24 protein-coding genes are annotated in these 26,255 nt (G+C 73.1%); 9 read left to right on the top strand and 15 right to left on the bottom strand.

From position 1 onward, the window contains the following. Positions 1-18 precede the first annotated feature (18 nt). From IE274_RS17000 to IE274_RS16960, 9 genes are all read right to left on the bottom strand, one after another. Complete coding sequence (locus IE274_RS17000) at positions 19-1,248, bottom strand: TerD family protein (protein ID WP_190117031.1); 1,230 nt, start codon at positions 1,246-1,248, stop codon at positions 19-21. Between the two features lie 88 nt (positions 1,249-1,336). Then, positions 1,337-1,558, bottom strand: a complete 222-nt coding sequence (locus IE274_RS16995; RefSeq protein WP_190116630.1) for a hypothetical protein — start codon at positions 1,556-1,558, stop codon at positions 1,337-1,339. Positions 1,559-1,623: 65 nt separating this feature from the next. Beyond that, positions 1,624-2,613, bottom strand: coding sequence for a zinc-dependent alcohol dehydrogenase family protein (locus IE274_RS16990; protein ID WP_190116629.1), 990 nt, complete (start codon positions 2,611-2,613; stop codon positions 1,624-1,626). Continuing rightward, on the bottom strand, positions 2,610-3,416 hold the full coding sequence (locus IE274_RS16985; RefSeq protein ID WP_190117030.1) for a carbohydrate ABC transporter permease: 807 nt from the start codon (positions 3,414-3,416) through the stop codon (positions 2,610-2,612). Before IE274_RS16985 ends, IE274_RS16990 begins: the two co-directional genes overlap by 4 nt. Positions 3,417-3,517: 101 nt before the next feature. Beyond that, positions 3,518-4,468 (bottom strand): carbohydrate ABC transporter permease, encoded by a 951-nt coding sequence (locus IE274_RS16980; RefSeq protein WP_190116628.1) that lies wholly within the window; start codon positions 4,466-4,468, stop codon positions 3,518-3,520. Beyond that, positions 4,465-5,835, bottom strand: a complete 1,371-nt coding sequence (locus IE274_RS16975) for an ABC transporter substrate-binding protein (protein ID WP_190116627.1) — start codon at positions 5,833-5,835, stop codon at positions 4,465-4,467. Before IE274_RS16975 ends, IE274_RS16980 begins: the two co-directional genes overlap by 4 nt. Positions 5,836-5,991: 156 nt before the next feature. After that, positions 5,992-6,753, bottom strand: coding sequence for a DeoR/GlpR family DNA-binding transcription regulator (locus IE274_RS16970; protein WP_190116626.1), 762 nt, complete (start codon positions 6,751-6,753; stop codon positions 5,992-5,994). A gap of 289 nt (positions 6,754-7,042) precedes the next feature. Further along, positions 7,043-8,308, bottom strand: a complete 1,266-nt coding sequence (locus IE274_RS16965; protein ID WP_190116625.1) for an alpha/beta hydrolase family protein — start codon at positions 8,306-8,308, stop codon at positions 7,043-7,045. Between the two features lie 101 nt (positions 8,309-8,409). Beyond that, complete coding sequence (locus IE274_RS16960) at positions 8,410-9,219, bottom strand: NAD-dependent epimerase/dehydratase family protein (RefSeq protein WP_190116624.1); 810 nt, start codon at positions 9,217-9,219, stop codon at positions 8,410-8,412. 213 nt (positions 9,220-9,432) lie between these two features. Here IE274_RS16960 and IE274_RS16955 point away from each other — a divergent pair, with 213 nt between their 5' ends. The 3 genes from IE274_RS16955 (at position 9,433) to IE274_RS16945 (ending at position 12,992) form a co-directional block, all read left to right on the top strand. Further along, entirely contained in the window at positions 9,433-10,374 is a 942-nt protein-coding gene (locus IE274_RS16955) for a 5-dehydro-4-deoxyglucarate dehydratase (RefSeq protein ID WP_190116623.1), read from the top strand. Beyond that, positions 10,371-11,537 (top strand): hypothetical protein, encoded by a 1,167-nt coding sequence (locus tag IE274_RS16950; protein ID WP_190116622.1) that lies wholly within the window; start codon positions 10,371-10,373, stop codon positions 11,535-11,537. The genes IE274_RS16955 and IE274_RS16950 overlap by 4 nt, the downstream gene beginning before the upstream one ends. A 102-nt stretch (positions 11,538-11,639) precedes the next feature. After that, positions 11,640-12,992, top strand: a complete 1,353-nt coding sequence (locus tag IE274_RS16945; RefSeq protein ID WP_190116621.1) for a S28 family serine protease — start codon at positions 11,640-11,642, stop codon at positions 12,990-12,992. Here IE274_RS16945 and IE274_RS16940 read toward each other — a convergent pair. Next, the gene (locus IE274_RS16940) at positions 12,967-14,175 is read right to left on the bottom strand and encodes an MFS transporter (protein WP_190116620.1); all 1,209 of its coding nucleotides are present in this window, start codon (positions 14,173-14,175) and stop codon (positions 12,967-12,969) included. The genes IE274_RS16945 and IE274_RS16940 overlap by 26 nt on opposite strands. A gap of 174 nt (positions 14,176-14,349) precedes the next feature. On the opposite strand from IE274_RS16940, the gene IE274_RS16935 reads away from it, so the two are divergent. From IE274_RS16935 to IE274_RS16910, 6 genes are all read left to right on the top strand, one after another. Continuing rightward, the gene (locus IE274_RS16935) at positions 14,350-14,952 is read left to right on the top strand and encodes a TIGR03086 family metal-binding protein (protein ID WP_190116619.1); all 603 of its coding nucleotides are present in this window, start codon (positions 14,350-14,352) and stop codon (positions 14,950-14,952) included. Between the two features lie 171 nt (positions 14,953-15,123). Continuing rightward, positions 15,124-16,134, top strand: coding sequence for a dihydrodipicolinate synthase family protein (locus IE274_RS16930; RefSeq protein WP_190116618.1), 1,011 nt, complete (start codon positions 15,124-15,126; stop codon positions 16,132-16,134). A 65-nt stretch (positions 16,135-16,199) separates the two neighbouring features. Next, complete coding sequence (gene araD, locus IE274_RS16925) at positions 16,200-17,984, top strand: L-arabinonate dehydratase (RefSeq protein WP_233102956.1); 1,785 nt, start codon at positions 16,200-16,202, stop codon at positions 17,982-17,984. A gap of 72 nt (positions 17,985-18,056) precedes the next feature. After that, positions 18,057-18,857 carry a CPBP family glutamic-type intramembrane protease gene (locus IE274_RS16920; protein ID WP_190116617.1) on the top strand — a complete coding sequence of 267 codons (801 nt, stop codon included), beginning with the start codon at positions 18,057-18,059 and terminating at the stop codon, positions 18,855-18,857. Next, a complete protein-coding gene (locus IE274_RS16915) occupies positions 18,854-19,192 on the top strand; it encodes a PadR family transcriptional regulator (RefSeq protein ID WP_190116616.1) in 339 nt (112 codons plus the stop codon). The genes IE274_RS16920 and IE274_RS16915 overlap by 4 nt, the downstream gene beginning before the upstream one ends. After that, on the top strand, positions 19,189-19,947 hold the full coding sequence (locus tag IE274_RS16910) for a hypothetical protein (RefSeq protein WP_190116615.1): 759 nt from the start codon (positions 19,189-19,191) through the stop codon (positions 19,945-19,947). The genes IE274_RS16915 and IE274_RS16910 overlap by 4 nt, the downstream gene beginning before the upstream one ends. 57 nt (positions 19,948-20,004) lie before the next feature. Here IE274_RS16910 and IE274_RS16905 read toward each other — a convergent pair whose 3' ends face one another. From IE274_RS16905 to IE274_RS16885, 5 genes are all read right to left on the bottom strand, one after another. Continuing rightward, positions 20,005-21,450: a peptidoglycan D,D-transpeptidase FtsI family protein gene (locus IE274_RS16905; RefSeq protein WP_190116614.1), complete on the bottom strand. Its 1,446-nt coding sequence runs from the start codon at positions 21,448-21,450 to the stop codon at positions 20,005-20,007. Positions 21,451-21,543: 93 nt separating this feature from the next. Further along, on the bottom strand, positions 21,544-22,209 hold the full coding sequence (locus IE274_RS16900; protein ID WP_190116613.1) for a response regulator transcription factor: 666 nt from the start codon (positions 22,207-22,209) through the stop codon (positions 21,544-21,546). A 64-nt stretch (positions 22,210-22,273) separates the two neighbouring features. Then, a complete protein-coding gene (locus tag IE274_RS16895; protein ID WP_307822089.1) occupies positions 22,274-23,617 on the bottom strand; it encodes a sensor histidine kinase in 1,344 nt (447 codons plus the stop codon). Then, positions 23,614-25,152: a hypothetical protein gene (locus tag IE274_RS40220; RefSeq protein ID WP_307822090.1), complete on the bottom strand. Its 1,539-nt coding sequence runs from the start codon at positions 25,150-25,152 to the stop codon at positions 23,614-23,616. Before IE274_RS40220 ends, IE274_RS16895 begins: the two co-directional genes overlap by 4 nt. Before the next feature lie 284 nt (positions 25,153-25,436). Beyond that, positions 25,437-26,210 carry an IclR family transcriptional regulator gene (locus tag IE274_RS16885; RefSeq protein ID WP_190116612.1) on the bottom strand — a complete coding sequence of 258 codons (774 nt, stop codon included), beginning with the start codon at positions 26,208-26,210 and terminating at the stop codon, positions 25,437-25,439. Between the last annotated feature and the right edge of the window lie 45 nt (positions 26,211-26,255).

Raw genomic sequence — 26,255 nt, 5'->3', positions numbered from 1 at the left:
GTGCGGGAGGCTGCCTCTTTACAGCGCCTGGGCCGCCGGCTTCACCATGCCTCGTACCGTGCGGGACTTCACGAAGTCGCCCATCGCCGTCATGTCCCACTCGCCCGTGAACTGGCGGACCAGCTTCGCCATCATCACGCCCGTCTGGGCCTCGGCGTTCGTCAGGTCGAAGCGGACCAGTTCCTCGCCGGTGGCTCCGTCGATCAGGCGGCAGTACGCCTTCGCCACCTCCGTGAACTTCTGGCCGGAGAAGGAGTTGACCGTGAAGACCAGGCCGGTGACCTCCTGCGGGAGGGCGCCGAGGTCGACCACGATCACCTCGTCGTCACCGCCGCCCTCGCCCGTCAGGTTGTCGCCGGAGTGCTTGATGGCGCCCTTGAGGATCTTCAGCTTGCCGAAGTAGCAGCTGTCGATGTGGTTGCGCTGTGGGCCGTACGCGATGACCGACGCGTCCAGGTCGATGTCCTTGCCCCGGAACGCGGGCTCCCAGCCCAGGCCCATCTTGACCTGGGCGAGGAGCGGGCGACCGCCCTTGACCAGGGACACCGTCTGGTTCTTCTGGAGGTTTACGCGGCCCTTGTCCAGATTGATCTTCCCGGCGCCGGGGGCCGGGGCCGCGGGGGCGGCGGGAGCCTGCGGAGGCGGCGGGGGCTGCTGGGCGAAGCGGGGGTCCGCCGCAGGGGGCGGCGGGGCCTGCACCGGGGGGCCGGTCGGCGGGGCCATGGGCGCGGCCGCCGGGGCGGGGGCCGGGGCCGGCTCCTCCACCGTCACGCCGAAGTCCGTCGCGATGCCCGCCAGGCCGTTCGCATACCCCTGGCCGACCGCTCGGGCCTTCCAGGCGCCGTTGCGCAGATAGACCTCGACGATCACGAGGGCCGTCTCCGTGCCCAGCTGGGGCGGGGTGAACGTCGCCAGGACCGAGCCGTCGTCCGCGTTGCGGATCGTGGCCGTGGGCTCGACGCCCTGGAAGGACTGGCCCGCCGCGTCCGGGCTTGCCGTCACGACGATCTTCTCGATGCCCGCGGGGACGGCCGTCGTGTCGACCGTGATGGCGTCGGGGGATGTGCCGCCGCCCGAGCGGTACGTCACTCCCTGGCCGGTGGGCTGGTTGTAGAAGATGAAGTCGTTGTCTGAGCGCACCTTGCCGTCGGCGGTGAGCAGCAGGCCCGATACGTCAAGACGCACGGGGGCGGTGACGTCCACCGCGACGCGGGCCGCGGTCAGGGGGATGTTCGAGCCAGGGGTCATAGCTGTCATGCCTGGGGTAACGAGCGGGGGTACTTTGCCGTTCCCTTACCTCCGGAGAATTTCCGCTACCTCTGGAGAATGTCCGCGATCAGCTCGCGTTCCGGGGATGCCCCCGCGAAACCCTCTCATTTCCCCGCTTGTAGTTCCCCGTCCAGCGCGCCATCACCAGCTGCCCGTCGCCGGACCCCGCTTCCGCCAGGAACTGTTCGGCCCGGGGGCCGCGCAGGGTCGTGGCGGTGCGGGTGCCGTGGGTGATGACGACGGTGCCGTCGGCGCGTTGTTCGTACTGGAATCCGTGTGGTCTGGGCATGACCGGGATGGTAGGTCCCGGCCAGGCCCAGGCGGTAGCGGATTAGGGCCCGGCCACGGACCGGCTCACGGCACCACGACGATCTTGCGGCCCTCGCCCGCCGCGAACTTGCTCAGGGCCTCCGGGTACTGGTCGAGCGGCAGCCGGTCGCTGATGAAGACGTCCGGGTCGAGGACGCCGGTGGCGAAGAGCTCCGCGGCGCGTTCGTAGCTGTGCAGGACGGCCATGGAGCCGGTGATGGTGATTTCCTGGTTGTAGATGCGGTACGGGTCGATGGTGACGCGGGTGGCGTAGTCGGCGACGCCGAACTGGAGGAACGTGCCCGCCTTGGCGACGCGGTCGAGGCCGTCCTGGATCGCGGCGGCGTTGCCGGTGGCGTCGATGACGACGTCCCAGCCGCGGGGGCGGTCCAGCTCGTCGGGGCCGGCGCCGGAGCCGGTCACGCCGAGGCGCTTGGCGGTGGCCAGCCGGTCGGGGTTGAGGTCGACGATGTCGACGCTCGCGGCGCCGGTGCGCTTGGCCAGCTCCAGCATCATCAGGCCCATGGTTCCGGAGCCGTAGATGAGGACGCGGGAGCCGAGCCGGGTGCGCAGCACGTCGTAGCCGCGTACCGCGCAGGACAGCGGCTCGATGAGGGCGGCGTCCTGGGTGCGGACGTGCTCGGGCAGGCGGACGCAGTTGGCGACCGGCGCCACCGCGTACTGCGCGGCGCCGCCCGCCGTGGTCACGCCGATCGCGGCCCAGCGCTCGCACAGGTTGTTGTGGCCGTCGCGGCAGTAGCGGCACTCGTGGCAGTAGAGGGAGGGGTCCACGGCGACCCGGTCGCCGATGGCGAGTTCGGTGACGGCCGTGCCCACGCCGACCACCTCACCGGCGAACTCGTGCCCCGGCACCACCGGCAGCGTCGGCGCGAACTCGCCCTGCAGGATGTGCAGGTCGGTCCCGCACAGGCCGCACGCGGCGACCTCCACGACCACGTCCCGCGGCCCGGGGGTGGGGTCGGGGACCTCGCCGACCACGGCCTTGCCGACGGACTCGATGATGGCGGCTTTCACTTGACGGCTCCCAACGACAGACCCTGGACCAGCTTGTCCTGGGCGGCGAACCCCGCGGCGAGCACCGGCAGGGAGATCACGAGCGACGCGGCGCACACCTTGGCCAGGAACAGGCCCTGGCTGGTGATGAAGCCGGTCAGGAAGACGGGTGCCGTCTGGGCGACCACGCCCGTCAGGACCCGGGCGAAGAGCAGTTCGTTCCAGGAGAAGATGAAGCAGATCAGGGACGTCGCGGCGATGCCCGGGAGGGCGATGGGGGCGACCACGCGGGTGAGGATCGTGGGCAGCCTGGCGCCGTCGATCTGCGCCGCCTCGATGATCGCCACCGGCACCTCGGACAGGAACGACTGCATCATCCAGACGGCGATCGGCAGGTTCATCGACGTGTAGAGGATGACCAGGAGCCAGATGTTGTCCAGGAAGTCGGTGTTCTTCGCGAAGAGGTAGATGGGGAGGAGGCCCGCCACCACCGGCAGCATCTTGGTGGAGAGGAAGAAGAAGAGGACGTCCGTCCACTTCTTCACCGGGCGGATCGACAGCGCGTACGCCGCCGGGAGGGCCAGGATCAGGACGAGCAGCGTCGACGCCGTCGACGCCACGAACGAGTTGATGAGCGACGGCCAGGGGCTCGCGCCGCCGCCCGCGCCGAAGAACTCCCGGTAGCCGTCCAGGGTGAGGGACGCCGCCACCGACGGCGGGTTCGTCGCCGCGTCCTCCTCGGAGTGGAAGGACGTCAGCGCCATCCACGCGATGGGCAGGAAGAACAGCAGCCCGGCCAGCCAGGCGAGCAGGCCGAGGCCCATGCCCTTGGCCCGCGGCCGCACTCCCGCGGCCGTCGGCCCCCGGCCACCGGCGACGGGGGCCGCCTCCTCGGTCCGTGCCGCCTCGTCGGTCCGTACGTTGCTCATGCGCGGGACACCTCCTCGCGGAAGAGGGACGACACCACGCGGAGCGCGAAGGTGGCGATGATGATCGAGCCGATGACGACGAGGACACCGGCGGCGGACGCGAGCCCGTTCTCGTGGGCCTGGTAGAAGCTCTGGTAGACGGTGTAGGGCAGGTTCGCGGTGCCGAGGCCGCCCGAGGTGATCGTGAACACCGCGTCGAAGTTCTGCACGATGTAGATCGAGCCGAGCAGGGCGCCGAGTTCCAGATAGCGGCGCAGGTGCGGGAGCGTGAGGTGGCGGAACACCTGCCAGTTGTTCGCGCCGTCCATCCGGGCCGCCTCGATCAGCTCGGTGTCGCGGCTCTGCAGCCCGGCCAGCAGGATCAGCATCATGAACGGCGTCCACTGCCAGATCAGGGACAGCTCGATGGCGATCAGCGGGGTGTTGGAGATCCAGTCGGGCTGGGTCGCGCCGTCGCCGCCGACCCAGTGCAGGATCCCGTTGAACAGGCCGTACTCGGGGTTGTAGAGCACGTGCTTCCACAGCAGTGCCGCGGCCACCGGCACCAGCAGGAACGGCGCGATGAGCAGGGTGCGCACCACGCCCCGGCCGCGGAACCTCCGGTCCAGGAGGAGCGCGAGGCCGAGGCCGATGACGAGGCTCGCGAGGACCACCGTCGCGGTCAGGAGGATCGTCGTCCACACGGACTTGCGCAGGTCGGCGTCCGTGAGGACCTCGTGGTAGTTGGCGAGGCCGGTGAAGCTGCGGGCGTCCGGGTAGAGCGCGTTCCAGTCGAAGAAGGAGATCACCAGTGTGGCCACGAACGGCAGTTGGGTCACGGCGATCATGAAGATGAGGGCGGGCAGGAGCGGGGCCCTGGTGGCCCAGGCGCGCAGCCGCCCGGAGGGGCGCGGCGCGGACGGGCGCGCGGGTGCGCGCGTGGGCGGGGTGCTGGTCGTGGCGGTCATCGGCCCTCGTACTCCTCGGAGATCTTCTCGGCGAGCCGCTGGGCCTTGTCCAGCGCCGACTCGACGGACTGGCGTCCGGCGATGGCCGCGCTGATCTCCTGGGAGACCCGGGTGCCGAGGTCGGTGAACTCGGGGATGCCGACGAACTGGATGCCGGGCGCGGGCCGGGGCTGCACGCCCGGGTCGCGCGGCCGGGCGTCGGCGATCGCGGCGCGCATGACGCCCTGGAACGCGGCGGCTTCCTCGCGGTACTCGGGGTTCTCGTACGTCGAGGAGCGCTTGCCCGCCGGCACGTTGGACCAGCCGACCTTCTCGCCGACCAGCTCCTCGTACTCCTTGCTGGACGCCCAGGAGATGAACTTCCAGGCCTTGTCGGGGTTCCGCGAGGACTTCTGCAGGCCCCACGCCCAGGTGTACAGCCAGCCGGAGCTCTCGGTCCTGTCGACCGGCGCGGGTACGTAGCCGATCTTGCCCTTGACCGGGGACTTCGCGGCCTCCAGGGAGCCCGCCGCGGCCGTGGCGTCGTACCACATGGCCGTCTTGCCCTGGGTGAGGTTGTTCAGGCACTCCGCGTACCCGGACTGGGCCGCGCCCGACTCGCCGTGCTTGCGGACGAGGTCCACGTAGAAGCGCGTCGCCCGCTCGAACTCGGGGGAGTCCAGGCGCGCCTTCCAGTCCTTGTCGAACCAGGTGCCTCCGAAGGTGTTGACGACCGTCGTCAGCGGCGCCATCACCTCGCCCCAGCCGGGCAGCCCGCGCAGACAGATGCCCTTCATGCCCTCCTCGGCGCCGTCCACCTTCGCGGCGAGGTCCGCGACCTGCTGCCAGGTCGGCTTCTTCGGCATGGTCAGGCCCGCCTTCTCGAAGACGTCCTTGCGGTACATCAGGAACGACGACTCGCCGTAGAAGGGCTCTCCGTAGAGCTTGCCGTCCTCGCCGGTGAGGGACTGGCGCATCGGCGGCAGGATGTCGGCCTGGTCGAAGGCGCGGTCCTTGCGGGTGTACGGGCCGAGGTCGCGCAGCCACTCGTTCTTGGCGTAGATGGGGATCTCGTAGTTGCTGAGCGTCGCCACGTCGTACTGGCCCGCCTGGTTGGCGAAGTCCTGGCTGATCTTGTCGCGGACGTCGTTCTCGGGCAGCACGGTGAAGTTGACCTTGATGCCCGTCCTCTTGGTGAAGTGGGCGGCGGTGAGCTTCTGCAACTCCACCATCTGCGGGTTGTTCACCATCAGTACGTTGATGGCGTCGCCGCCGGAACCGGACCCGCCCGCACCGGCCCAGCAGCCGGAGAGCAGCGGGGCGAGCAGCGTCCCTGCGGCGGTCGCGGCGAGCAGCCGCCGCGACCTCCGTCGGCTCTGGGTTCGCATGAATCGCTCCTGAACAAGGGAGAGAGGGGTGGGGGTGAGGGGGTCTCTGGGGGATTTCAGGGTGTGCGGTGCCGCACCGGCGGCCCTGTGGGGAGCCGGTGTGCGGGGGTGGTGCGGGAAGCTGTCGTCGGTCTACGAGGAGTGGTGGCCCGGCGGTCAGGCCCGGATGACCTGCGGCCCCTGCAGGGAGTAGCGGTGCGCCTCGGACGCGGGCAGCTGGGTGCTGGTGACGACGCAGTCCAGGTCGCCCACGCCCGCGAAGCGGCAGAAGCTCGTCGCTCCGAACTTGGTGTGCACCCCGGCGAACACCGTGCGCCGCGATGCCCGCATGGCCTGCGCCTTCACCTCGCTGACCGCGGGATCGGGGGTGGTGAGGCCGTGTTCGCGGGAGATGCCGTTGGCGCCGATGTACGCCAGGTCGATCACGAAGCCCGCGAGCATGCGGGTCGTCCAGTGGTCGACGGTCGCGAGCGTCCCGGACCGGACCCGGCCGCCGAGGAGCAGCACGGTCACGTGCTCGGACGTGGCGAGCGCGCCCGCCGTCGCCAGTGAGGCGGTGACCACGGTGAGGGGGCGGTTCTTGGGCAGCGCCTCGGCGATGAGCTGCGGGGTGAAGCCCTCGTCGACGAAGACGGTCTCGGCGTCGCCGAGCTGCTCGGCCGCGGCGGCCGCGATCCGGCGCTTCTCGGGCACGTGCATGGTCGTACGGAAGGCGAGCGTGGTCTCGAAACCGGCGCTCTCCACCGGGTAGGCGCCGCCGTGGGTGCGGCGGACCAGGCCGTGGTCCTCCAGGGCGCGCAGATCGCGGCGCACGGTCTCCTTGGCGACGCCGAGCTCGGCCGCGAGCACGGTGACGTCGACGGATCCGGAGCGGCGTGCCGCGCGCACGATCTGCCGCTGACGTTCCTCGGCCGTCATGGCTGCCACCTCTTCCCCGGAGACCTCAGTCCGCCTTGTTGCCCGTTCGGGCCTGTGGGGAAGTTCTACAGCGCGGGGAAGTGCGTGGCCAGGCGCGCGATGGGCCCGATGATGCCCGCATCTGCCCGTTTGCCGGGGCGACGGCCTGCAAAACGGGGCGATCATGTGCCCGATGGGCTGCCCGCGCTGCCCGTTTCCCGCCCGTTTGGAGCCCGGGCGGGGTTCGGGACGAGTACGGGACGGCTGGAAATGAACGGTCCGGACCCGTCGTCCGGCGGGATCCCGATGGTCAGGGCCGGTGGAAGCCGACCTCGGGGTGGGCCGGCGTCGGGCCGTCGAGCAGCGGCTGCTCGATGCCGCGCAGGTGCTGGTCGTAGAACGCGGCGACGTAGGCCCGGGTGATCTGCTCGGACCGCTGCCCCGAGATCGGCACCTGCGGGTCGACCATGCCGAGCTGGCCGAAGACGACCGGCGTATCGGTGAAGGTGAAGTGCCCGGACCCGGTGACCGTCAGCCAGCGCTTCCAGCCCCGCAGGTGCGGCCACGCGTTGCCCCAGTCGTACGGGTCGTCGGCCTGGACCGTGGTCGTGGTGCCGAGCAGCAGGAAGGGCCGGTCCACGCTGTCGGGCCTGGCGTGGAAGCCGCCGTCCATGTTCACGCCCGCCCGCACCCGCGGGTCGGTGTCCATCAGGGCGGCGGTGGCGGCGCCGCCGATGGAGTGGCCGCCCATCCCGATCCGCCGCCCGTCGATCATCCCGGCGTGCCGCCAGCTCGCCTCGCGCGACCCGTCCGCCTTGGCTGCCGTGCCCGCCTTGCCGCCGACGAGCCGGTCCAGGACGTACGACAGGTCCTCGGCCCGGCCCGCGGTGATGCGCGGCCCCGAGTCGCCCCCGCCGTCCACGCAGCCGACGCACGGCAGGACGCGCCCGCCGCTGAACTCCGCGCCGGCCGCCTCATAGGCGTGGTCGACCGTCGCGACCACATAGCCCCGGCTCGCCAGGTCCTCGGCGAGGTGCGTCAGCGTCGAGCGCGGCGCGGTGAAGCCCGGCGAGAGCACGACCAGCGGGAACCTGCCCTTCGCGGGGTGCGCCCCGGTGCGGGCGTAGGTGCGCGTCGAGCTGTAGTCGGCGGCCGGGATCCGCTCGTCCAGCTCGTTGTACTCCAGCAGCGCCCGAGCCGCCTTCTCGGAGGTGTACGCGGTGGGCCGCCCGCCGGTGCCGCGCGCCGGGTAGTACATCGACAGCATCAGCTCCCGCGCCCCGGCCGAGGGCACCCAGGGGTCCTTGCGGCTCTTGTCGACGAGGTGCAGGGTGTCGCGGCCGACGGTGAACGGGCCGGTGGGGCGGGGGAGTTCGGGCCGGATCGCGGGGGCCTCGGGGCCGGGAGCCGCCGAGGAGGCCGGGGCGGCCGTGGACGTCGGGGCGGCCGGGGCCGAGGTGGTGTCGGTGGCGGGTGCGGCCTGGGCGCTCGCCGTGGCCAGGAGCGGCACGGCGAGCGCCAGCGCGAGCAGGGTGGCGACGGCGCGCCCGCGCGGGGTGCTTCGGGTTCCGGTCATGACAACTCACGCTAGCCAGCGGCGCGTCGGCGCACGTCGCCCCGCGGGCTGACCCGCACCAGACCGGAGGCGTACGGAACCGTCAACTCCAAGGACGAGCCTCAATGCGGCCACAGTGGCGGGTTCGTGCAGAAGTGGCCGCCCAGGTGCGCGTGGTCGGGGTTGGCGGGGTCGAGCTCGCCGTGCTCGGCGATCAGCTTCTCCGCGTACTGCTCGGAGTCGTCCTGCGGCTCGTACCCGAGCGCCCGGGCGGGGCCGAGGTCCCACCACAGCCGGGTGTTGGCCGAAGAGCCGTACACGACGGAGTGCTTGACGTGCGGCGCGGTGAGGGCCGCGTGGAACAGCCGGGCGCCGTCGCCGGGCGACATCCACACCGACAGCATCCGGACGTTGGCGGGCTCCAGGAAGCAGGAGCCGATCCGCACGGACACCGTCTCGATGCCGTGCTTGTCCCAGTAGAACTGCGCCAGGTCCTCGCCGAAGGACTTCGACAGGCCGTAGAAGGTGTCGGGCCTGCGCGGGGTGCCGACGGGGATCAGCGGGTCGTCGCCGACCGGGCGCGGGGTGAAGCCCACCGCGTGGTTGGAGGAGGCGAAGACGACCCGCGGGACGCCCTCCTCGCGCACCGCCTCGTAGAGGTGGTGCACGCCCTCGATGTTCGCCTTGAGGATCTTGTCGAAGGTGGACTCCAGGGAGATCCCGGCGAGGTGCAGGACGGCGTCGACGCCGCGCACCGCCTCGCGCAGGGCCGCCCGGTCGGCGAGGTCCACGGTCAGGGCCGCCGGTTCGCCGTCGACGGGGCGCAGGTCCAGCAGCCTCAGGTCGTATCCGTACGCGGGCAGGAGCCCCCGCATCAGGGTGCCGAGGCCGCCGGCCGCGCCGGTCAGCAGGACGGTGCGGGGAGCGGGCATGCGGTGATCTCCTCGTACGCGTTCATGTATGAGATTCACATTCGTGGACACGCTAGGGAGCGGTGGCCCCTGACGTCAAGTGCCGCGCGGAGTCCGTGAATCCGCTCCTGAGTTGCGAGTTTGCGCGCTTGACCGGCCCGGCGCCGCGGCTTAGCGTGGGCGCGTTCAGGGATATGGATATGAATCAGAAACGTGCACGCTTAGGGAGAGCCCGTGACGTCAGCCCCCCTCGCCGCCAGGCTCCGCGTTCCCAGCGGGCCGCTGTTCTTCCCGGTCACGCCGTACGCGGCCGACGGCTCCGTCGACCTGGAGGCCTTCCGCACGCATGTGCGCGGGGGCGTGGAGGCGGGCGCCGCCGCGGTGTTCGCGTGCTGCGGCACGGGTGAGTTCCACGCGCTCACCCCTGAGGAGTTCCAGCAGCTCGTCGCGGCCGCCGTCGAGGTGACCGACGGCCGCGTGCCGGTGATCGCGGGCGCCGGGTACGGCACCGCGCTCGCCGTGCGCTACGCGCGCCTTGCCGAGGAGGCGGGCGCCGACGGGCTCCTCGCCATGCCGCCGTACCTGGTGGTCGCCGCCCAGGAGGGCCTCCTTCGGCACTACACCGAACTGGCCGCCGCCACCTCCCTCGACGTCATCGTCTACCAGCGCGACAACGCCGTGTTCACCCCCGAGACGGTCGTCGAGTTCGCCCGCGCGGACGGCATCATCGGCTTCAAGGACGGCCTCGGCGACCTCGACCTGATGCAGCGCATCGTCAGCGCCGTGCGCACCGAGGCCCCGGGCGAGTTCCTGTACTTCAACGGCCTGCCCACCGCCGAACTGACCGGCCTCGCCTACCGGGGCATCGGCGTCAGCCTCTACTCCTCGGCCGTCTTCTGCTTCGCCCCCGACCTCGCGCTCGCCTTCCACAAGGCCCTGAACTCCGGCGACGACGAGACGGCCGAGCGCCTCATCGACGGCTTCTACCGCCCCTTCGTCGAACTGCGCAAGGAGGGCCGCGGCTACGCGGTCTCCCTCGTCAAGGCCGGGGTGCGGCTCGCCGGACTCGACGTCGGGGGCGTGCGCCCGCCGCTGCACGAGCCGTCCGACGACCACGTCAAGCGGCTCGCCGAACTCGTCGAGCACGGCCGGGCGCTGCTGCGGGAGGGCGTGTGAGAGCGTCCGCCTTCCTCTACCCGTGGGACGTCGTCGGCGACCCCCGGGCCGCCGCCCGGATCGCGGACCTCGGCGTCGAGCAGGTCACCCTCGCCGCCGCCTACCACTCCACCCGCGCCCTCACCCCCCGCCACCCCCGTCACCGCGTCGTCACCGCCGAGCACGCCGCCGTCCTGTACGAGCCGGACGACCGCTGGCGCGCCCGCACCCTGCGCCCCCGCCCGGCCGGTGACTGGGCCCCCGGCGACAGCTACCAGGAGGCCGCCGAGGCCCTGGCCGCCGCCGGGCTCGACGTGTACACCTGGGTGGTCCTCGCCCACAACTCCCGCCTGGGCGCCGAGCACCCGGACACCTCCGTGGTGAACGCCTACGGCGACCGCTACCCGTGGGCGCCCTGCATCGCCCAGCCCGCCACCCGCGCCTACCTGGTGGACCTCGCCGCCGAGGCCGCCACGCGGCCGGGCGCGGGCGGCACCGAACTGGAGTCGTGCGGCTGGTACGGCCTCGCCCACCTGCACGCCCACGACAAGATCGCGGGCGTGGGCCTCGGCGAGGCCGGGCAGTACCTGATGTCGCTGTGCTTCTGCGGGGGCTGCCGCGCCGGGTACGCCGGGCACGGCCACGACCCCGACGAACTCGCCGCCGCCGTCCGCCTCGCCCTGGAGCCGGTGTGGCGGGGCGCGGCCACCGACCCCGGCTGGGCGGGCGTGGAGAAGCTCCTCGGGGCCGAGGCGGCGGCGGGCACCCGGGCCTGGCGGGAGGGGTGCGCCCGCGTGCTCCAGGAGGCGGCGGTCGGCGCGGTGCGCGGCGCGGCTCCCGACGGCTTCGAAGTGCTGCTGCACGCCGACCCGGTGGCGTACCACTGCGGAGCGAACGCCGGCGTGGACCCGCGGCACATCCTGTCCGTCGCCGACGGCGTGGTCGTGCCCTGTGCGTCCGGCCCCGACCCGCTCGTGCCGTTCGCCGCGCACGCCGGGGCGGACACCGTCGTCGCCGCCAACCTCACGGTGGTGGCGGGCATGGGCGGCAGCCCCGCGACGCTCGCCGCCGACGCCCGCGAAGCGGCCCGGCTCGGCGCCACTGAACTGCGGCTCTACCACGCGGGTTTGGCCTCGGACGACGACCTCGCCCTGATCGGGACGGCCCTGTCGCAGATCCACTGACAACGGCTACGATCCGCGCACTGCACGCCGCGATCAGGTGAGAACAGGGTGAACCCACCCGCTCTCCGCGCGGCGCGACTCATCACCGGACGAGGAGACAAGGTGCGCAACAAGGGGATATCCGCGCTGGTGTGCGGCCTCACGGCGGGCGCGGCGGTGCTCGCGACCACCGCGCCCGCGGCGGCGCAGACCGGGCAGACCGGCCCGCGCCCCACCGGCACGGCCGACATCCGCGAACAGCTGGAGAACATCCCGGGCATGACGGTCGTCTCCGTCACGGACAAAGAGGGCCACCCCTTCTACTCCCTGACGTACCGGCAGCCCGTCGACCACCACCGCCCCGGCACCTCCGGGACCTTCACCCAGCGCCTGACCCTGTGGCACAAGGCCACCGACAAGCCGACCGTCCTCTACACCGGCGGCTACACCCTCGCCTCCGGCACCACCGCCCTCACCAAGCTGATCGACGCCAACCAGGTCAGCCTGGAGCACCGCTACTTCGAGCAGTCCCGCCCGGCGGGCGCCGCGGGCAAGGACTGGTCCAAGATGACCGTCCAGCAGGAGGCGGCCGACGAGCACCGCATCACCAAGGCCCTGCGCACCATCGAGCGGGGCAAGTGGCTCGGCACGGGTGCCAGCAAGGGCGGCATGACGGCCACGTACCACGAGCGCTTCTACCCCGACGACCTCGACGCCGTCGTCGCCTTCGTCGCGCCGAACGACGCGAACAACCGGGACGACAGCACCTACGAGCGCTTCTTCAAGACCGTCGGCACCAAGGAGTGCCGCACCGCCCTGAACGCCGTGCAGCGCGAGATGCTGGTGCGCCGCGACGCGCTCCTGCCCAAGTTCGAGGCGGACGCCAAGGCGAACGGCCAGACCTTCCACGAGACGCTCGGCAGCACCGACCGGGCGTACGAGTTCGCCGTCCTGGACCAGGTGTGGAACTTCTGGCAGTCCGGCACCGCCGCCGACTGCCCGACCGTGCCCGACGCCAAGAAGGCCGGCGACGACGAGCTGTACGACTGGTCGAAGAAGCACGGCCTGAGCGTCTACCACGACGCCGAGCTCGGCACCAACACCACCGGCCCCTACTACCGCCAGGCCGCCACCCAACTCGGCTGGGCCGACCTGAAGTTCAAGCACCTCAAGGGCGTGCGCCACTACCCGGACATCTACCAGCCGAACTCGGTGCTGCCGCCCGCCATGCGCGGCTCGTACAACAACAGCACCATCGCCGACGTCGACCGCTGGGTGCGGAGCCGCGGTCAGCGGATCATGTTCGTCTACGGCGAGAACGACCCGTGGAGCGCGGAGCGGTTCAGGCCGAGCAAGCGCGACTCGTACCTGTACGAGGTGCCGGGCGCCAACCACGGCGCGAGCATCGCGAAGCTGCCCGAGCCGCAGCAGTCGCGGGCCGTCGCCACCATCAAGCGCTGGGCCGACGTGCAGTAGCACCTCCGGCCACGGACCGGAGCAGGGGCGCGGCGATCAGCAGCCGCGCCCCCGCGACGGCGTACAACGGCAGCCGGTGGTCGACGAGTTCGACGAGCGCCGCGCCCAGCGCGATGCCCGCCGCCGTGGGCGCGAACATCAGCGTGCTCGCGGTGGCGGCCACCCGCCCCAGCAGCTCCGGCGGCGCCTCGCGCTGCACGGCCGTGAGCGCGGCCACGAGCACGCACGGCAGGCCCACGCCGTTCACGAGGCCGCCCGCGAGCACCAGCGCGTCCCACGGCTGCGCGAGCAGCACCGCCGAAAGGGCGGTCAACGCGATCCCGCCGCCCGCGAACCGCCGCTCGCCCACGCGCCGCAGCAGGGCGCCCGAGGCGATCCCGGCGGCGACGGAACCGGCGCCCTGCGCGACGTACAGCGTGCTCGTGTACGCGGGGGAGCGGCCCAGCGCGTCGACGATCGCGTAGACCAGCGCGCCGCTGACGCCCGCCGACAGCATGGTCAGGCCGCCCGCGACGACCAGCGGCCGCAGCCGCGCGGTGCCCCACAGCAGCCGGGCGCCCCGCGCGGCGCCCGCCCGCCAGCCCTCGGGGTCCCGCGCCGGGCGGACCTCCGACACCCGGAGCAGCGCGAACATCCCACCGGCCAGGACGAACGTGACGGCGTCGAGCAGCGCGACCCGCGGACCGCCCCAGGCGGCGAAGACACCGGCCCCGGCCAGCGGCGCGAGCAGCTTCATGCCCTCGTTCGCGGACATCCGCAGCCCGTTCAGGTCCCCGAGCAGATCCTTGGCGACGGCCCCCGCGACCAGCGCGGCCTCCGCCGCGTCGGTGACGACGCCGCAGGCCCCGTACACCACGAGGACGGCGAAGAGCAGCCACAGCTCCGCCGCCCCGTCCACCCGCAGCAAGGACAGCAGCAGCACCCCGAGGCCCACGTTCACGGCGACGAGCAGGGGCCGCCGCCGGGTGCGGTCGGCGAGGGTGCCGAGCAGCGGGCCGAGGAGCAGCGGGGCCCACAGGGCGAGGGTGCACAGGGCCGCAAGGCCGTCGGAGCCGGTCAGCTCCTTCACCCAGATGCCCGCCACCAGCGTCAGCGCGGAACTCCCGAACCCGGAGACCACGACCGCCCCCAGACACAGCCCCGCGTTGCGGTCCCGCAGGACACGTCCGATCGTCGTTGTCATGCGTCCCGATGCTGGCTCTGAGGCCGCGCGCCAGGCATCGGGCGGATGCCCTACGCGGCGGCGATGAGTTCCGGCCGCCGCGGGAGTCGCATAGGGAGAGGGCCCTACCCGGCCCCGGGCGCGGGCCCCTGGACCACGCACCCCGTACCTCGTACGCCTACGAAGGAGAACCCCATGCCGGACGACACCGAGGCCCTGCTGCCGGACTTCGGCCCGCAGACACGGCTCGTGGCGCGCCTCGCCGAAGCCGTCAAGGACGACCAGCTCGACGGCGCCACGCCCTGCCCCGACTACGCGGTGCGCCACCTCCTCGGCCACCTCGTCGGCCTCACCCTCGCCTTCGCCGACGCCGGCCGCAAACGGCTCGGGCCGACCACGGACACCAATCCCGGCAGCACCCTGCCGGACCTCGCCGAGGGCTGGCGCGAAGCCCTGCCGGGGCAGCTCGCCCTGCTCACCGAGGTGTGGCGGGACCCGGCGGCCTGGACCGGCGACACCCGCGCGGGCGGCGTCGACCTGCCCGGCGACATCGCGGGCACGGTCGCCATGAACGAACTCGTCCTGCACGGCTGGGACCTGGCACGCGCCACCGGCCAGGAGTACGCCCCCGACGAGGCGAGCCTCGCCGTCTCCTACGCCATGGTGTCCGCCACCGCCGCGGAGTCGCCCGACGCGCGCGGCACCCTCTTCGGCCCGCCGCTGCCGGTCGCCGACGGGGCGCCGCTCCTGGACCAAGTGGTGGCCCTCAGCGGACGCGACCCGTCCTGGCGGTCCTGACCGGGAGCGGCAGGAGCGGCAGGGGGCACCCGGGGGTGACAGGGGGTGACTGGAAGGTCCAACGACTGGTCGCCGCACAGCCGTTGACGCGGCCCGCGCGGCGCGCCTAGCTTCATCGCGTCGTACTTCATGCGTCATATATGAGACGCGATACGCGAGAGGCGCGCACCCATGACTTCAGCGACCTCAGGAACCTCGACGACGTCAGGAGCGGGGGCGGCTTCGGGCGCGAAGGCTTCAGGTGCGGCGGCGCCCCCCTGCGGCTCCGGGGTCCCCGCGGACCCCTTGGACCACTGCCGCACCGCCCTCGCCGACGTCGTGGCCATCCCCGTGACCCCCTTCGCCGAGGACGGCTCCCTCGACCGCGCGGCGCACCGCGCCCTGCTGCGCCGCCTGCTCGACATGGGCGTGCGCACGCTCACGCCGAACGGCAACACCGGCGAGTTCTACGCCCTGAGCCCCGAGGAGCGGCGCGCCGTCACCGAGCTGACCGTGGCCGAGGCGGGGGAGCGGGCCGCCGTCGTCGTCGGCGTCGGCCACGACCTGGCGACCGCGACGGCCGACGCCCGGCACGCCGCCGACGCGGGCGCCCGACTGGTGATGGTGCACCAGCCCGCGCACCCGTACGTGTCCGGCGCGGGCTGGGTCGCCTACCACCGGGCCATCGCGGAGGCCGTGCCCGACCTCGGCGTCGTGCCGTACGTCCGGGACGTGCGGCTGCCGGGGGCCCGGCTCGCCGAGCTGGCCGACGCCTGCCCGAACGTGACCGGCGTGAAGTACGCGGTGCCGGACGCCGCCCGGTTCGCCGCGTTCGCGCGGGACGCGGGGGCCGAGCGGTTCGTGTGGGTGGCGGGCCTCGCGGAGCCGTACGCGCCCGCGTACTTCTCGGCCGGGGCGACCGGCTTCACCTCGGGCCTGGTCAATGTCGCGCCGCTGCTCTCGCTCGCGATGCTCGGGGCGCTGCGGGAGGGGGACCACGGCACGGCGATGGCGGTCTGGGAGCGGGTCCGCCGCTTCGAGGAGCTGCGGGCCGCCGACGGCTCGGCGGACAACGTGTCGGTGGTGAAGGAGGCGCTCGCGGTACTCGGCCTGTGCCGACGCGACGTACGCCCGCCGAGCAGCGTGCTGCCGGAGCCGGTGCGCGCGGAGGTCGCGGGGATCGTGGCGGGGTGGGGGCGGTGACGGGCGGCGGCGGTCCGGAGGCCGGGGGCATGGCGGCGGCCGAAGGTATGGCGGAGGCCGGGGGCATGGCGGCGGCCGGGGGCGGGCTCGGTGCCGCACCCGGGCCGGACCCCGCGCACAGCCCTTCCCCGCCCGGCCTGCGCAGCCACCAGTGGTACGGGTCCGGCGTCTCCGCCGGGCTGCGGTCCTTCTCGCACCGCGCCCGCACCCGGCAGCTCGGCTACCTCCCCGAGGAGCACCTGGGCAAGCCGGTCGTGGCGATCCTCAACACCTGGTCGGACATCAACCCCTGCCACGTCCACCTGCGCGAGCGCGCCCAGGCGGTGAAGCGCGGGGTGTGGCAGGCGGGCGGCTTCCCGCTGGAGTTCCCGGTCTCGACGCTCAGCGAGACGTTCCAGAAGCCCACGCCCATGCTCTACCGCAACCTCCTCTCCATGGAGACCGAGGAACTGCTTCGCTCCTACCCCGTGGACGGCGCGGTGCTGCTCGGCGGCTGCGACAAGTCGACGCCCGCGCTCCTGATGGGCGCCGCGTCCGTCGACCTGCCCACCGTCTTCGTGCCCGCCGGGCCGATGCTGCCGGGCCGCTGGCGGGGCGAGGCCCTCGGCTCCGGCACGGACATGTGGAAGTACTGGGACGAGCGGCGGGCCGGACTGATCGGCGACTGCGAGCTGGCCGAGCTGGAGAGCGGCCTCGCGCGCTCCCCGGGCCACTGCATGACGATGGGCACCGCGGCCACGCTCACCGCGGCCGCCGAAGCCCTCGGCGTGACCCTGCCCGGCGCCTCGTCGATACCGGCCGTCGACTCCGCGCACGACCGCATGGCCGCCGCGTCGGGCCTGCGCGTCGTCGAACTCGTCCGCCGGGGACGGGTGTTGTCGCACCTGCTCACCCCCGACGCCTTCCAGGACGCGGTGACGACGGTCCTCGGCCTCGGCGGCTCCACGAACGCCGTCATCCACCTCATCGCCATGGCCGCCCGCGCCGGGGTCCGCCTCACCCTGGACGACTTCGACCGCACGGCGCGGCGGGTGCCGGTGCTCGCCAACGTGCGGCCGGGCGGCTCGACGTACCTCATGGAGGACTTCCACTTCGCGGGCGGACTGCCCGGGTTCCTCACCCGCATCCCCGACCTGCTGCACCTGGACCGCCCCACCGTGGCCCACGACACCCTGCGCGACCAGCTCAAACCCGCCCGCGTCCACCACGACGACGTCATCCGCACCCGCGACAACCCCGTGGCCGACGAGGGCGGCGTCGCCGTCCTGCGCGGCAACCTCTGCCCCGACGGCGCCGTCATCAAGCACATCGCCGCCGAGCCCCGCCTGCTCCGGCACACCGGCCCGGCCGTGGTCTTCGACGACTACCGCACGCTGCGGCGCACCATCGACGACCCGGCCCTCGGCATCACCGCCGACCACGTCCTGGTGCTGCGCGGCAGCGGCCCCCTGGGCGGTCCCGGCATGCCCGAGTACGGCATGCTGCCGATCCCCGCGCACCTCCTGAAGCAGGGCGTGCGCGACATGGTGCGGATCTCCGACGCCCGGATGAGCGGCACCTCGTACGGCACCTGCGTGCTGCACATCGCCCCCGAGTCCCACCTCGGCGGCCCGCTCGCCCTGGTCCGCAGCGGCGACACCATCACCCTCGACGTGCCCGCCCGTACCCTCCGACTCAACGTCCCCGACGAGGAGTTGGCACGCCGCCGCGCCGACTGGACCCCACCTCCGGCCCGCTACGAACGCGGCTACGGCGCCCTGTACGCCGCCCACGTCACCCAGGCCGACACCGGCTGCGACTTCGACTTCCTGGCCCGGCCGGGAGCCGTCCCCGACCCCTACCCGGGATAGCTGCCTAGGTTGCATTCCTAACTAGGTCGCTCTACGGTCTAGGTAGTTCACAAGACCAGGGGGCGCACGGCCATGTCACCACACCTCGCGACGGACTTCGCACCGCACCTCGCGGCCGGCTTCTCGTCGGGTCTCCCGGCGGACTTCGCACCGGAGTTCTCCGCCGCCGCCACGGTCGTGGCGGCCGCGCTCGGCGCCTATCTCCTGCTGGTCGAGCCGTGGCTCGGCCGCCGGATGTACGCCTCCCTCGCGCGCCGCCGCGCCTCCGAACCCCGCGCGCTCGTCCGCTACTTCACCCTCACCGTCACGCTCTGGTGGGCCTTCGCCGCGCTGACCGTGACGGCCCTGCTGCTCTCGCCGGGCGTCACGGCGGCGGACCTGGGCGTCGCGCTGCCGGGAGACCCCCTGTTCTTCTTTCCGGTGGTCCTGCTCTTCGCCGTGATCGCCGTCGCGTCCGGGCGGTCCTTCCGGGAGCTGGCCAAGGAGGGCAGACACATCCCGGGCCGCGCCGCCATCGAGGCGATGCTGCCGCGCACCGGCACCGAGCGGCGGCTCGCGATGGCCGCCGCGGTGACCGACGGCATCTGCGCGGAACTGCTCTACCGCGGCCTGCTCATCGCCTTCGGCGTCGGCGCCCTCGGCCTCGACCTCTACCTGGCGGCGGCCCTCTCGCTCGCCGTGTACGCCCTCGCGGGCTGGTACCAGGGCGGCACCGGCGTCCTCGTCCTCGCCCTCTTCGGCACCCTGCTCACCGGCCTGTACCTGGCCACCGGCAGCCTCCTCCTGCCCATCGCCGTACACGCGATGATCAGCGTGCGCGACCTGCTGATCCCCGCTCCCGAACTCCCGCGGGCCCAGGGCGGCACGGCATGACCGCGGACCGGCGCGCGAGCTGGTTCAAGGGCGTACTCGACCTGCTGGTCCTCGCCTCCCTCACCGACGGCGAGAGCTACGGCTACGACATCGCCAAGCAACTCGGCGCGGCGGGCTTCGGCCAGATCAAGGGCGGCACCCTGTACCCCGTTCTGAACCGCCTGGAGGAGGCGGGCCTGGTCGTGGCGGAGTTCCGGGCCACGGCGAAGGGGCCCGGCAGGCGCTACTACTCGCTCACCGCCGCCGGACGCGAAGTCCTGGCCGAACAGGGCGAGTTGTGGCTGGCGTTCGACGGCTCGGTCCGTGCGGTGCTGGCGAAGGCGGGGGTGCGATGAACTCGGTGGAGACGGCCGACACGGCTGCGGGGTACCTGGACGACCTCGGCGCGCGGCTGCGGGAGCTGGGGCTGCCCGCCGAGCACGTCCGGGTGACCGTCGCGGACCTCGCGGCGCACCTCGCGGAGTGCGGGGGCGTGGCGGAGGAGGAGTTCGGGCCGGTCGAGGAGTTCGCGCGGGAGCTGGCGCCGGAGGGGGCCGGGCGTGCGGACCCGCCCGGTCCCGACGGGGACTCCCGGGTCGAGGTGTGGCGATGGACCGCCGACACCTTCGTCGACGAGGAACTCCTCGGCCGCTTCGGCGACGAGGGCTGGGAGATGCGCCGTGTCGACGCCCTCGGCCGCTTCGTCTGCCACCGCGACCTCGACCGCCCCCAGCGGTGGGAGTACCGCCGCGAGCTGGTCTCACGGGGGCGCGAAGGCCTGGACGAGCGGCTGGCCCCCGAGGGCTGGGAGGCCTGCGGCGACTGGGTGGTCTACGCCTGGTTCAAACGCCCCCGGGCGGCGAGCCTCGGCCCGGCGGCGGAACTGTCGACGGTGCCGTCGGTGCCCTCCCGCTGGAACTTCTTCAGCCGCCGCTTCTACGCGCTGCTGGGTCTGCTGGCGGCCGCCCTCGCCGCGTCCGGCGTCACCGTGGCCCTCCGGGACGGAGACGCGACCTCCGGTCTGGGCTACGTCGCGGGCCTCCTGGCCGGAGCGGCGGTGCCGGTGGCGGGGTTCCTGGCGTGGCGCCGGTGGCGAAGCCGCCGTCCGTGAGCGAACCGTCGCCCGGGGCTGTGCCCGGCACGAAGCGCCGGGCACAGCCCCGGACGGCTAGCGCAGGGCCGCCTTCATCATCGCGGCGGCGATCGGCGCCGCAAGGCCGTTGCCGCTGACTTCCGACCGCGCGGCGTCGGACGACTCGACGATCACAGCGACAGCGACCTCCTTGCCGCCACCGCCCTTGGCGTAGGACGTGAACCAGGCGTACGGCGTCTTGGAGTTGTTCTCACCGTGCTGAGCCGTCCCGGTCTTCCCCCCGACCACAGCCCCGTCGATCTTCGCGTTGGTCCCGGTCCCCTCCTCGACGACCGTCCGCATGGCGGACTGCAACCCCTCGGCGGTGCCTGGACTCATCACCCGCGAAGAGCCCCCGTCCCCGTAGTCCCGCAGCACATTGCCGTCCGCGTCGGTCACCTTCGACACCATGTGCGCAGACGCCAGCTCCCCGCCGTTGGAGATCGCGGCGGACACGAGCGCCATCTGCAGCGGCGTGGCGGTGACGTCGAACTGTCCGATCCCGGTGAGCGCGGTCTGCGCCTTGTCCATCCCGGAGGGGTACGCGCTCTTCGCCGCCCGCACGGGCACATCCAGCTTGTCGGCGTTGAAGCCGAACTTCTCGGCCTGGGCCCTGACCTTGTCCTGCCCGAGGTCGACGGCCATCTTGGCGAAGACGTTGTTGCAGGAGTACCGCAGCGCGGTACGGATGGTCGCGTCCTCGCAGGGCGCGGAGGAGCTCTCGTTCTTGAGGACGGTCCGCGTCCCGGGCAGCGTGTACGGGTTGGGGCTGGTGGTCTTCGCGTCGACCGACCCGTAGAGCCCGCTCTCCAGCGCGGCCGCCGCGACGACCAGCTTGAAGGTCGAGCCGGGCGGCAGCGGCTGGCGCAGCGCGCGGTTCACCATCGGCTTGTCCTCGTCGGTGGTGAGCGCCTTCCACGCGTCGCCGTCGGTGGAGCCGCTGATCTTCGACGGGTCGTACGACGGCGTGGAGACCATGCCGAGGATCTTCCCGGTCCTGGGGTCGACGGCGACGGCCGCGCCCTTCTTGTCGCCGAGGGCCCGGTACGCGGCCTTCTGCACGGCCGGGTCGATGGTCGTGAGGACGTCACCGGGGTCGGCACGCTTGTCGGTGAGCGTGTCGAGGGGGTTCTTGAGGCGGTTGTCGGTGCCGTCGAGGAGGTCCTTGTAGATGCCCTCCAGCTGCGTGGCGCCGTACACCTGCGAGCTGTAGCCGGTGACGGCGGAGTACAGCGGACCGTCCTTGTAGGTGCGTTTGTACGCCAGGTCACCGCCCTTCGTGCGCTGCGAGCCGGTGACGGCGTTCCCGGCCACGATGATGTCGCCCAGCGGGTTCGCGTACTGCTCGATCGCGTTGCGCCGGTTCAGCTTCTCGTCCGCGAGCGCCTTCGAGTCGTGGAACTGCACCCAGGTGGCCCGCACGAGGAGGGCGAGTACCAGGAGCAGCGTGAAGACCGAGGTGTGCCTGATCGTCTTGTTCATCCCACTGGAGGACGAGCGTCCGGCGCCGGTTCGTTCCCGTCCAGGGGGAATGTGCCGCTTTTCTCAGGTTTCTCAGAAAGCCGCTCGGCCCGCTCAGCCGCTCTTCATGAACCCGGCCTCGTACGCCGCGATCACCGCCTGCGTACGGTCCCGCGCCCCCGTCTTCGCGAGCACCGCCGCCACATGCGTCTTCACCGTCGCCGGGCCGACCTGCATCCGCTCGGCGATCTCCGCGTTGGTCAGGCCGCCCGCCATGTGCCGCAGGACCTCGCTCTCGCGCGCGGTGAGCCGTGCCACCCAGGGCGCCTGCGCGGTCTGCGCGCGCGCGTGCTCGGCGGCGAGTGCCCGTACGGCCGCCGGGAACAGCAGCGAGTCGCTGCGCGCCACCAGCCGCACCGCCTGCACCAGCGCCTCCGCCTCGGCCCGCTTGAGCAGGAAGCCGGACGCTCCGGCGCGCAGCGCCTCGTACACGTACGAGTCGTTCTCGAAGGTCGTGACCACGACGATGCGCGGGGGCGCGGCCATCGTCTGGAGGATCTGCTCGGTGGCGCGGATGCCGTCGATCTCCGGCATGCGTACGTCCATGAGGACGACGTCGGGCTTCAGCTCGCGCACGACGGACACCGCCTCGGCGCCGGTCGCCGCCTCGCCGACGATCTCCAGGTCGGGTTCGGCGGCGAGGATGGCGCGCAGCGCGGTGCGCACCATGCGCTCGTCGTCGGCGAGGACGACGCGCAGCGGGGCGGCGGGGTCGGTCATGGGTGTCCCTTCGTGCGGGTCGTGCTGGGCGTTCTGGGCGTGCGGGTCGTGCCGGGCGTGCGGGTCATGCGTGCCCCTTCAGGGGTAGGCGTACGTGGAGTCTCCACGTCGTGGCGGTGGCGCTGTCGGCCGGGGCGGCGGAATCCGGCGGGCCGTCGACCGGTCCGGCGTGCGCCGTGCCGCCGAGGAGGCGGGCCCGGTCGGCGATGCCGCTCAGGCCGTGGCCGCCGCCCGCGCGGGTGGGCTCGGCCCCGGCCCCGGACCTGGCGGCGTCGGGGAGCGGGTTCTCGGCGACGATCTCCAGGCCGTCCCCGTCGAGGGCGACGCGGAGCGTGACGACGGTGTCCGCCCCGGCGTGCTTGAGGGCGTTGCTGAGTGCCTCCTGGACGATGCGGTAGCCCTCGCGGGACACCATCGGCGGCAGCGCCTCCGCGTACCCGGACTCCGACGTGCCGAGGATCTCCGCGTCGATGTCCGCGTCCACGCGCAGGCCGCCCGCCCGGGTGCGGTCCAGGAGCCCGGCGAGGTCGCCGCCGAGCGTCGGCGCCGGTGCGGTGGAGCCGCGCTCGCCGCCCTCGCGCAGCACGCCGAGGACGGCGTCCAGTTCGCCGACGGTGCGCCGGGTGGTCTCCTCGATGGCGGCCAGGGCCTCGCGGACGAACTCCGGGTCCCGGTCGAGGAGTTTGCGGGCCGCGCTCGCCTGCAGCGTGACGGCGCTCAGCGCGTGGCCCACGGAGTCGTGCAGCTCGCGGGCGAGGCGGTTGCGCACGGCCAGGTCGGCGGCGCGCCGCTCGGCGTCGGCGAGGCGGTCGGCGGGCGTGGGGCCGAGCAGTACCGGGGCCCAGCGCGCGAGGAGGGCGCCCGCGCCCGCCGCGCAGCCCGCGAGCGCGGTGAGCGACGCGGCACCCGCGACCGGCGCGAGCACCATCGTCCAGGGTTCCTGGAGGTACGCGGGCAGGCCGAGCCAGGAGCCGCTGAGGCCCACGGACAGCGGGAGCAGGAGCAGGAACCCGCCGAACGGCACCAGGCCCAGCGTCATCCCGCTGATGACCCCGCCGAAGCCGAGGTGCAGCGTGAACCAGGCGACGGTGCGTCCCCGCGCGGCCCGCGACCGCGGCGGCCCGTCGGCCAGCGACTCGTCCGGCACCGCGCACAGCGCCCGCACCGCCGCCACCGACATGGGGCGGGTCAGCGGGAACAGCGCGGTGATCGCGGCGAGCGGCAGCCCGAACCCGAACGACACGAGCTGCGAGGTGAACGAACCGAAGATCATGCTCTCGCCGAGCAACGGCCCGGCCATCGTCGATCCGACGAACACATACGGCATGGCGACCGCGCCGCCGAGGATCAGATGAATCCATCGCCGCCGCGCCCGCCGCCCGACGAGAACCGCCACGAACCGTCTCACGCGGACTGCCGTGGGCTGCGGGGCACAGCGGGCTGCGGGCCGCCGGGTGCCGCTGACCGTGAGGTGTTGGGTGCCGCTTGCGGTGGGCTGGCGGGTGTCGACGGCTGCGGGTTGTCAGGTGTCGCTGGCCGTGAGGTGTTGGGTGCCGCCTGTCGTGAGGTGGCGGGTGTCGCTGGCTGCGGGCCTTCGGGTGTCGCCTGCCGTGAACCCTCGCGCGCCGAGCGCTGTGCGCCGTCGGGTACCGCCTGCCGTGAGCTGTCGTACGCCGACCGCTGCGAACCGCCGGGCGCCGAACGCCGCGAGGATCCGGCCGAGTCCGCGCCGTCCGCCAGGGCCGCCAGGCCCGAGTCAGCTGCCTGGTCCGTGCCCGCGGTGCGGCTCGTGCGGTCCGCCGGGACTCCGGCGTTCGTGCGGCCTGCGCCGTCTGCCCGGCCCGTGCTCGCCCCGATCCCCGAGCCGTCCGTGCGGTCCCCGCCGTCCGCGCGGCCCGTGCCCCCGGCGCCGCGCCCGCCCTCGGTGCGGGAGTCGGCCCGCTCTTTCAGGAAGCGCGCCCCCGTCGCGGCCACGAGCGTTCCGATGATCATCTGCACAGCGTAGGCCAGGAGCATCACGGGCGTGGGGCGCTCGCTCACGTCCGCCGTGCCCGCGAACGACGCGGCGAACAGCCACGCGCCCCAGCACGCCACCGCGCCGGACCCGGCCCAGGCGAGCGCGAGCGGCACCTTCACGGGCAGGGCGGGCAGCCGCCGGAACGCGAGGACCAGGGCGCCCGCCACGGCCGCCGTCAGGTAGCCGAGTTCGAGGACCTGCAGGACGTGGAAGTCGGTCGTGCGGTCCGTGGCGATCGCGTCCGCGAGGCCGAACGTCGAACCGCCCGCCCACAGCAGCCGCAGCCCCGCCGGGAACAGCGCGAGCACCGCCGCCGTCACCGCCCACACCCGCAGTGCGCGCCCGCCCGCGTGCACCTTCGGCAGGTCCCCCACGCGGCCCCGCCACAGGTGTCCCCACCGTTCCCGGGCGTACAGCACGAACAGCAGCCCCAGGCTGAGCCCTTGGACGATGAACCCGCCGTACACCACCCCGAACACCCACTCGTCGAGGAACGGCTCGCGGCCGGACTCCTCGGCGCTGTTCACCGAGCCGCCGAGCGCCCGCACGGCGAGCTGCGCCGGGAACCCGCCCATGATCGGCAGCAGCAGCCCGGTCGCGGCCCACATGGGCAGGCCGAGCAGCCAGGCCGGTACGCGGCGCCCCCAGGGCCGGGTCAGGAGCAGCGCGAGGGCGATGACGGCGCCGTCCATGAGGACGGTGACGCTGTTGGCGACGGCCATCACGCCGCGGTGGTCGAGGAGGGAGCTGCCGTCCGGGATGCCGATGTGGCTCCCGGAGATCCAGGCGAGCTTCAGGGAGAGGTAGGGGAGGCAGGCGGCCACGGCGACGGTACGCAGCAGCAGCCGGAGCCTGCCGGGGGAGCGGCGTGCGGCGCGGCCGGTGGCCGGGGCGGGCACGGGGAGGGGAGCGGATGTCTGGCTCATGCCTCCACGCTCCCGCCGCCATCCCGGGCACCACCTCCTGCCTGCCGGTGAACCGCCTCCGCCGCACGGGGGAGGGGGGACCGGCCCGTGCGGAGGGGGGGGCGGGGAGCCGCGCGGCGGGGGTGGGGAGCCGTGCGGCCGGGGCGGGCGGGGGCTGAGGGCTCCGCGCCCGGCTCTCGGACCGAAGGGCTGAGGCCAGCTCCGCCGGGGTCAGCCCTGCCGGGGTCAGCCCCGCTGAGGCCACCCCCGCGGGGCCAGACCCCCTGGAGGCAGCCCTCGGAACCTCAGAGTCGCCGAGTGGCCAACGTCAACCGGTCCCGGGCGTCGAACAGCGCGTCCTTCACCATCTGTTCGTGCGCGGGCGTGAGGCGGGCCACCGGGACCGAGCAGCTGATGGCGTCGCGGGCGGGGGTGCGGTAGGGGATGGCCACGCCGAAGCAGCGCAGGCCGAGGGTGTTCTCCTCGCGGTCCACGGCGAAGCCCTGTTCGCGTACCGCGTGCAGCTCCTCGATGAGCTTCTCGCGGTCGGTGATCGTGTGCTCGGTCAGCGACGGCAGCGTCTCGGGGAGCATCTTGCGCACCTGCTCGTCGGTGTGGGTGGCGAGCAGCGCCTTGCCGAGCGAGGTGGAGTGGGCGGGCAGGCGGCGGCCCACGCGCGTGAAGGGGCGCAGGTAGTGCTGGGACTGGCGGGTGGCCAGGTACACCACGTTCGTCCCGTCGAGACGGGCGAGGTGGATGGTCTCCGTGGTGTCGTCCGAGAGCCGGTCCAGCGTCGGCCGGGCCGCGGCCACGACCTCGTCGCCGTCGATGTACGACGTGCCGACGAGGAGCGCCCGCACCCCGATCCCGTACCGCGTACCGGTCGCGTCCGTCTCGATCCAGCCCAGCTCGACGAGGGTGCGAAGCAGCATGTAGAGGCTGGACTTCGGGTATCCGACGGCCTCCTGGACGTCGGCGAGGGCGTGCATCCCGGGCCGCCCCGCGAAGAACTCCAGCAACTCCACCGTCCGCACCGCGGACTTGACCTGCGCGCCCCCGCCCGTCTCCCCAGCCGACATCGCCCTTGACCCCTCACGTCCGACAGGAAATAGTCTCCACTGTCC

The sequence above is a fragment of the Streptomyces flavofungini genome (assembly GCF_014650815.1).
GTDB classification, from domain to species: Bacteria; Actinomycetota; Actinomycetes; order Streptomycetales; family Streptomycetaceae; genus Streptomyces; species Streptomyces flavofungini.
The sequence above is the reverse complement of the archived record's forward strand: the minus strand, read 5'-3'. Positions and strand labels throughout refer to the sequence as shown.

Bases quoted from the DNA above. Each gene is read 5' to 3' on its own strand.
- IE274_RS17000 (WP_190117031.1), bottom strand. From the start codon at position 1,248: ATGACCCCTGGCTCGAACATCCCCCTGACCGCGGCCCGCGTCGCGGTG.
- IE274_RS16940 (WP_190116620.1), bottom strand. From the start codon at position 14,175: ATGACAACGACGATCGGACGTGTCCTGCGGGACCGCAACGCGGGGCTG.
- IE274_RS16935 (WP_190116619.1), top strand. From the start codon at position 14,350: ATGCCGGACGACACCGAGGCCCTGCTGCCGGACTTCGGCCCGCAGACA.
- IE274_RS16915 (WP_190116616.1), top strand. From the start codon at position 18,854: ATGACCGCGGACCGGCGCGCGAGCTGGTTCAAGGGCGTACTCGACCTG.
- IE274_RS16910 (WP_190116615.1), top strand. From the start codon at position 19,189: ATGAACTCGGTGGAGACGGCCGACACGGCTGCGGGGTACCTGGACGAC.
- IE274_RS16885 (WP_190116612.1), bottom strand. From the start codon at position 26,210: ATGTCGGCTGGGGAGACGGGCGGGGGCGCGCAGGTCAAGTCCGCGGTG.
- IE274_RS16905 (WP_190116614.1), bottom strand. From the start codon at position 21,450: ATGAACAAGACGATCAGGCACACCTCGGTCTTCACGCTGCTCCTGGTA.
- IE274_RS16965 (WP_190116625.1), bottom strand. From the start codon at position 8,308: ATGACCGGAACCCGAAGCACCCCGCGCGGGCGCGCCGTCGCCACCCTG.
- IE274_RS16960 (WP_190116624.1), bottom strand. From the start codon at position 9,219: ATGCCCGCTCCCCGCACCGTCCTGCTGACCGGCGCGGCCGGCGGCCTC.
- IE274_RS16975 (WP_190116627.1), bottom strand. From the start codon at position 5,835: ATGCGAACCCAGAGCCGACGGAGGTCGCGGCGGCTGCTCGCCGCGACC.
- IE274_RS16970 (WP_190116626.1), bottom strand. From the start codon at position 6,753: ATGACGGCCGAGGAACGTCAGCGGCAGATCGTGCGCGCGGCACGCCGC.
- IE274_RS16985 (WP_190117030.1), bottom strand. From the start codon at position 3,416: ATGGGCCTCGGCCTGCTCGCCTGGCTGGCCGGGCTGCTGTTCTTCCTG.
- araD (WP_233102956.1), top strand. From the start codon at position 16,200: ATGGCGGCGGCCGGGGGCGGGCTCGGTGCCGCACCCGGGCCGGACCCC.
- IE274_RS16920 (WP_190116617.1), top strand. From the start codon at position 18,057: ATGTCACCACACCTCGCGACGGACTTCGCACCGCACCTCGCGGCCGGC.
- IE274_RS40220 (WP_307822090.1), bottom strand. From the start codon at position 25,152: ATGAGCCAGACATCCGCTCCCCTCCCCGTGCCCGCCCCGGCCACCGGC.
- IE274_RS16930 (WP_190116618.1), top strand. From the start codon at position 15,124: ATGACTTCAGCGACCTCAGGAACCTCGACGACGTCAGGAGCGGGGGCG.
- IE274_RS16980 (WP_190116628.1), bottom strand. From the start codon at position 4,468: ATGACCGCCACGACCAGCACCCCGCCCACGCGCGCACCCGCGCGCCCG.
- IE274_RS16900 (WP_190116613.1), bottom strand. From the start codon at position 22,209: ATGACCGACCCCGCCGCCCCGCTGCGCGTCGTCCTCGCCGACGACGAG.
- IE274_RS16995 (WP_190116630.1), bottom strand. From the start codon at position 1,558: ATGCCCAGACCACACGGATTCCAGTACGAACAACGCGCCGACGGCACC.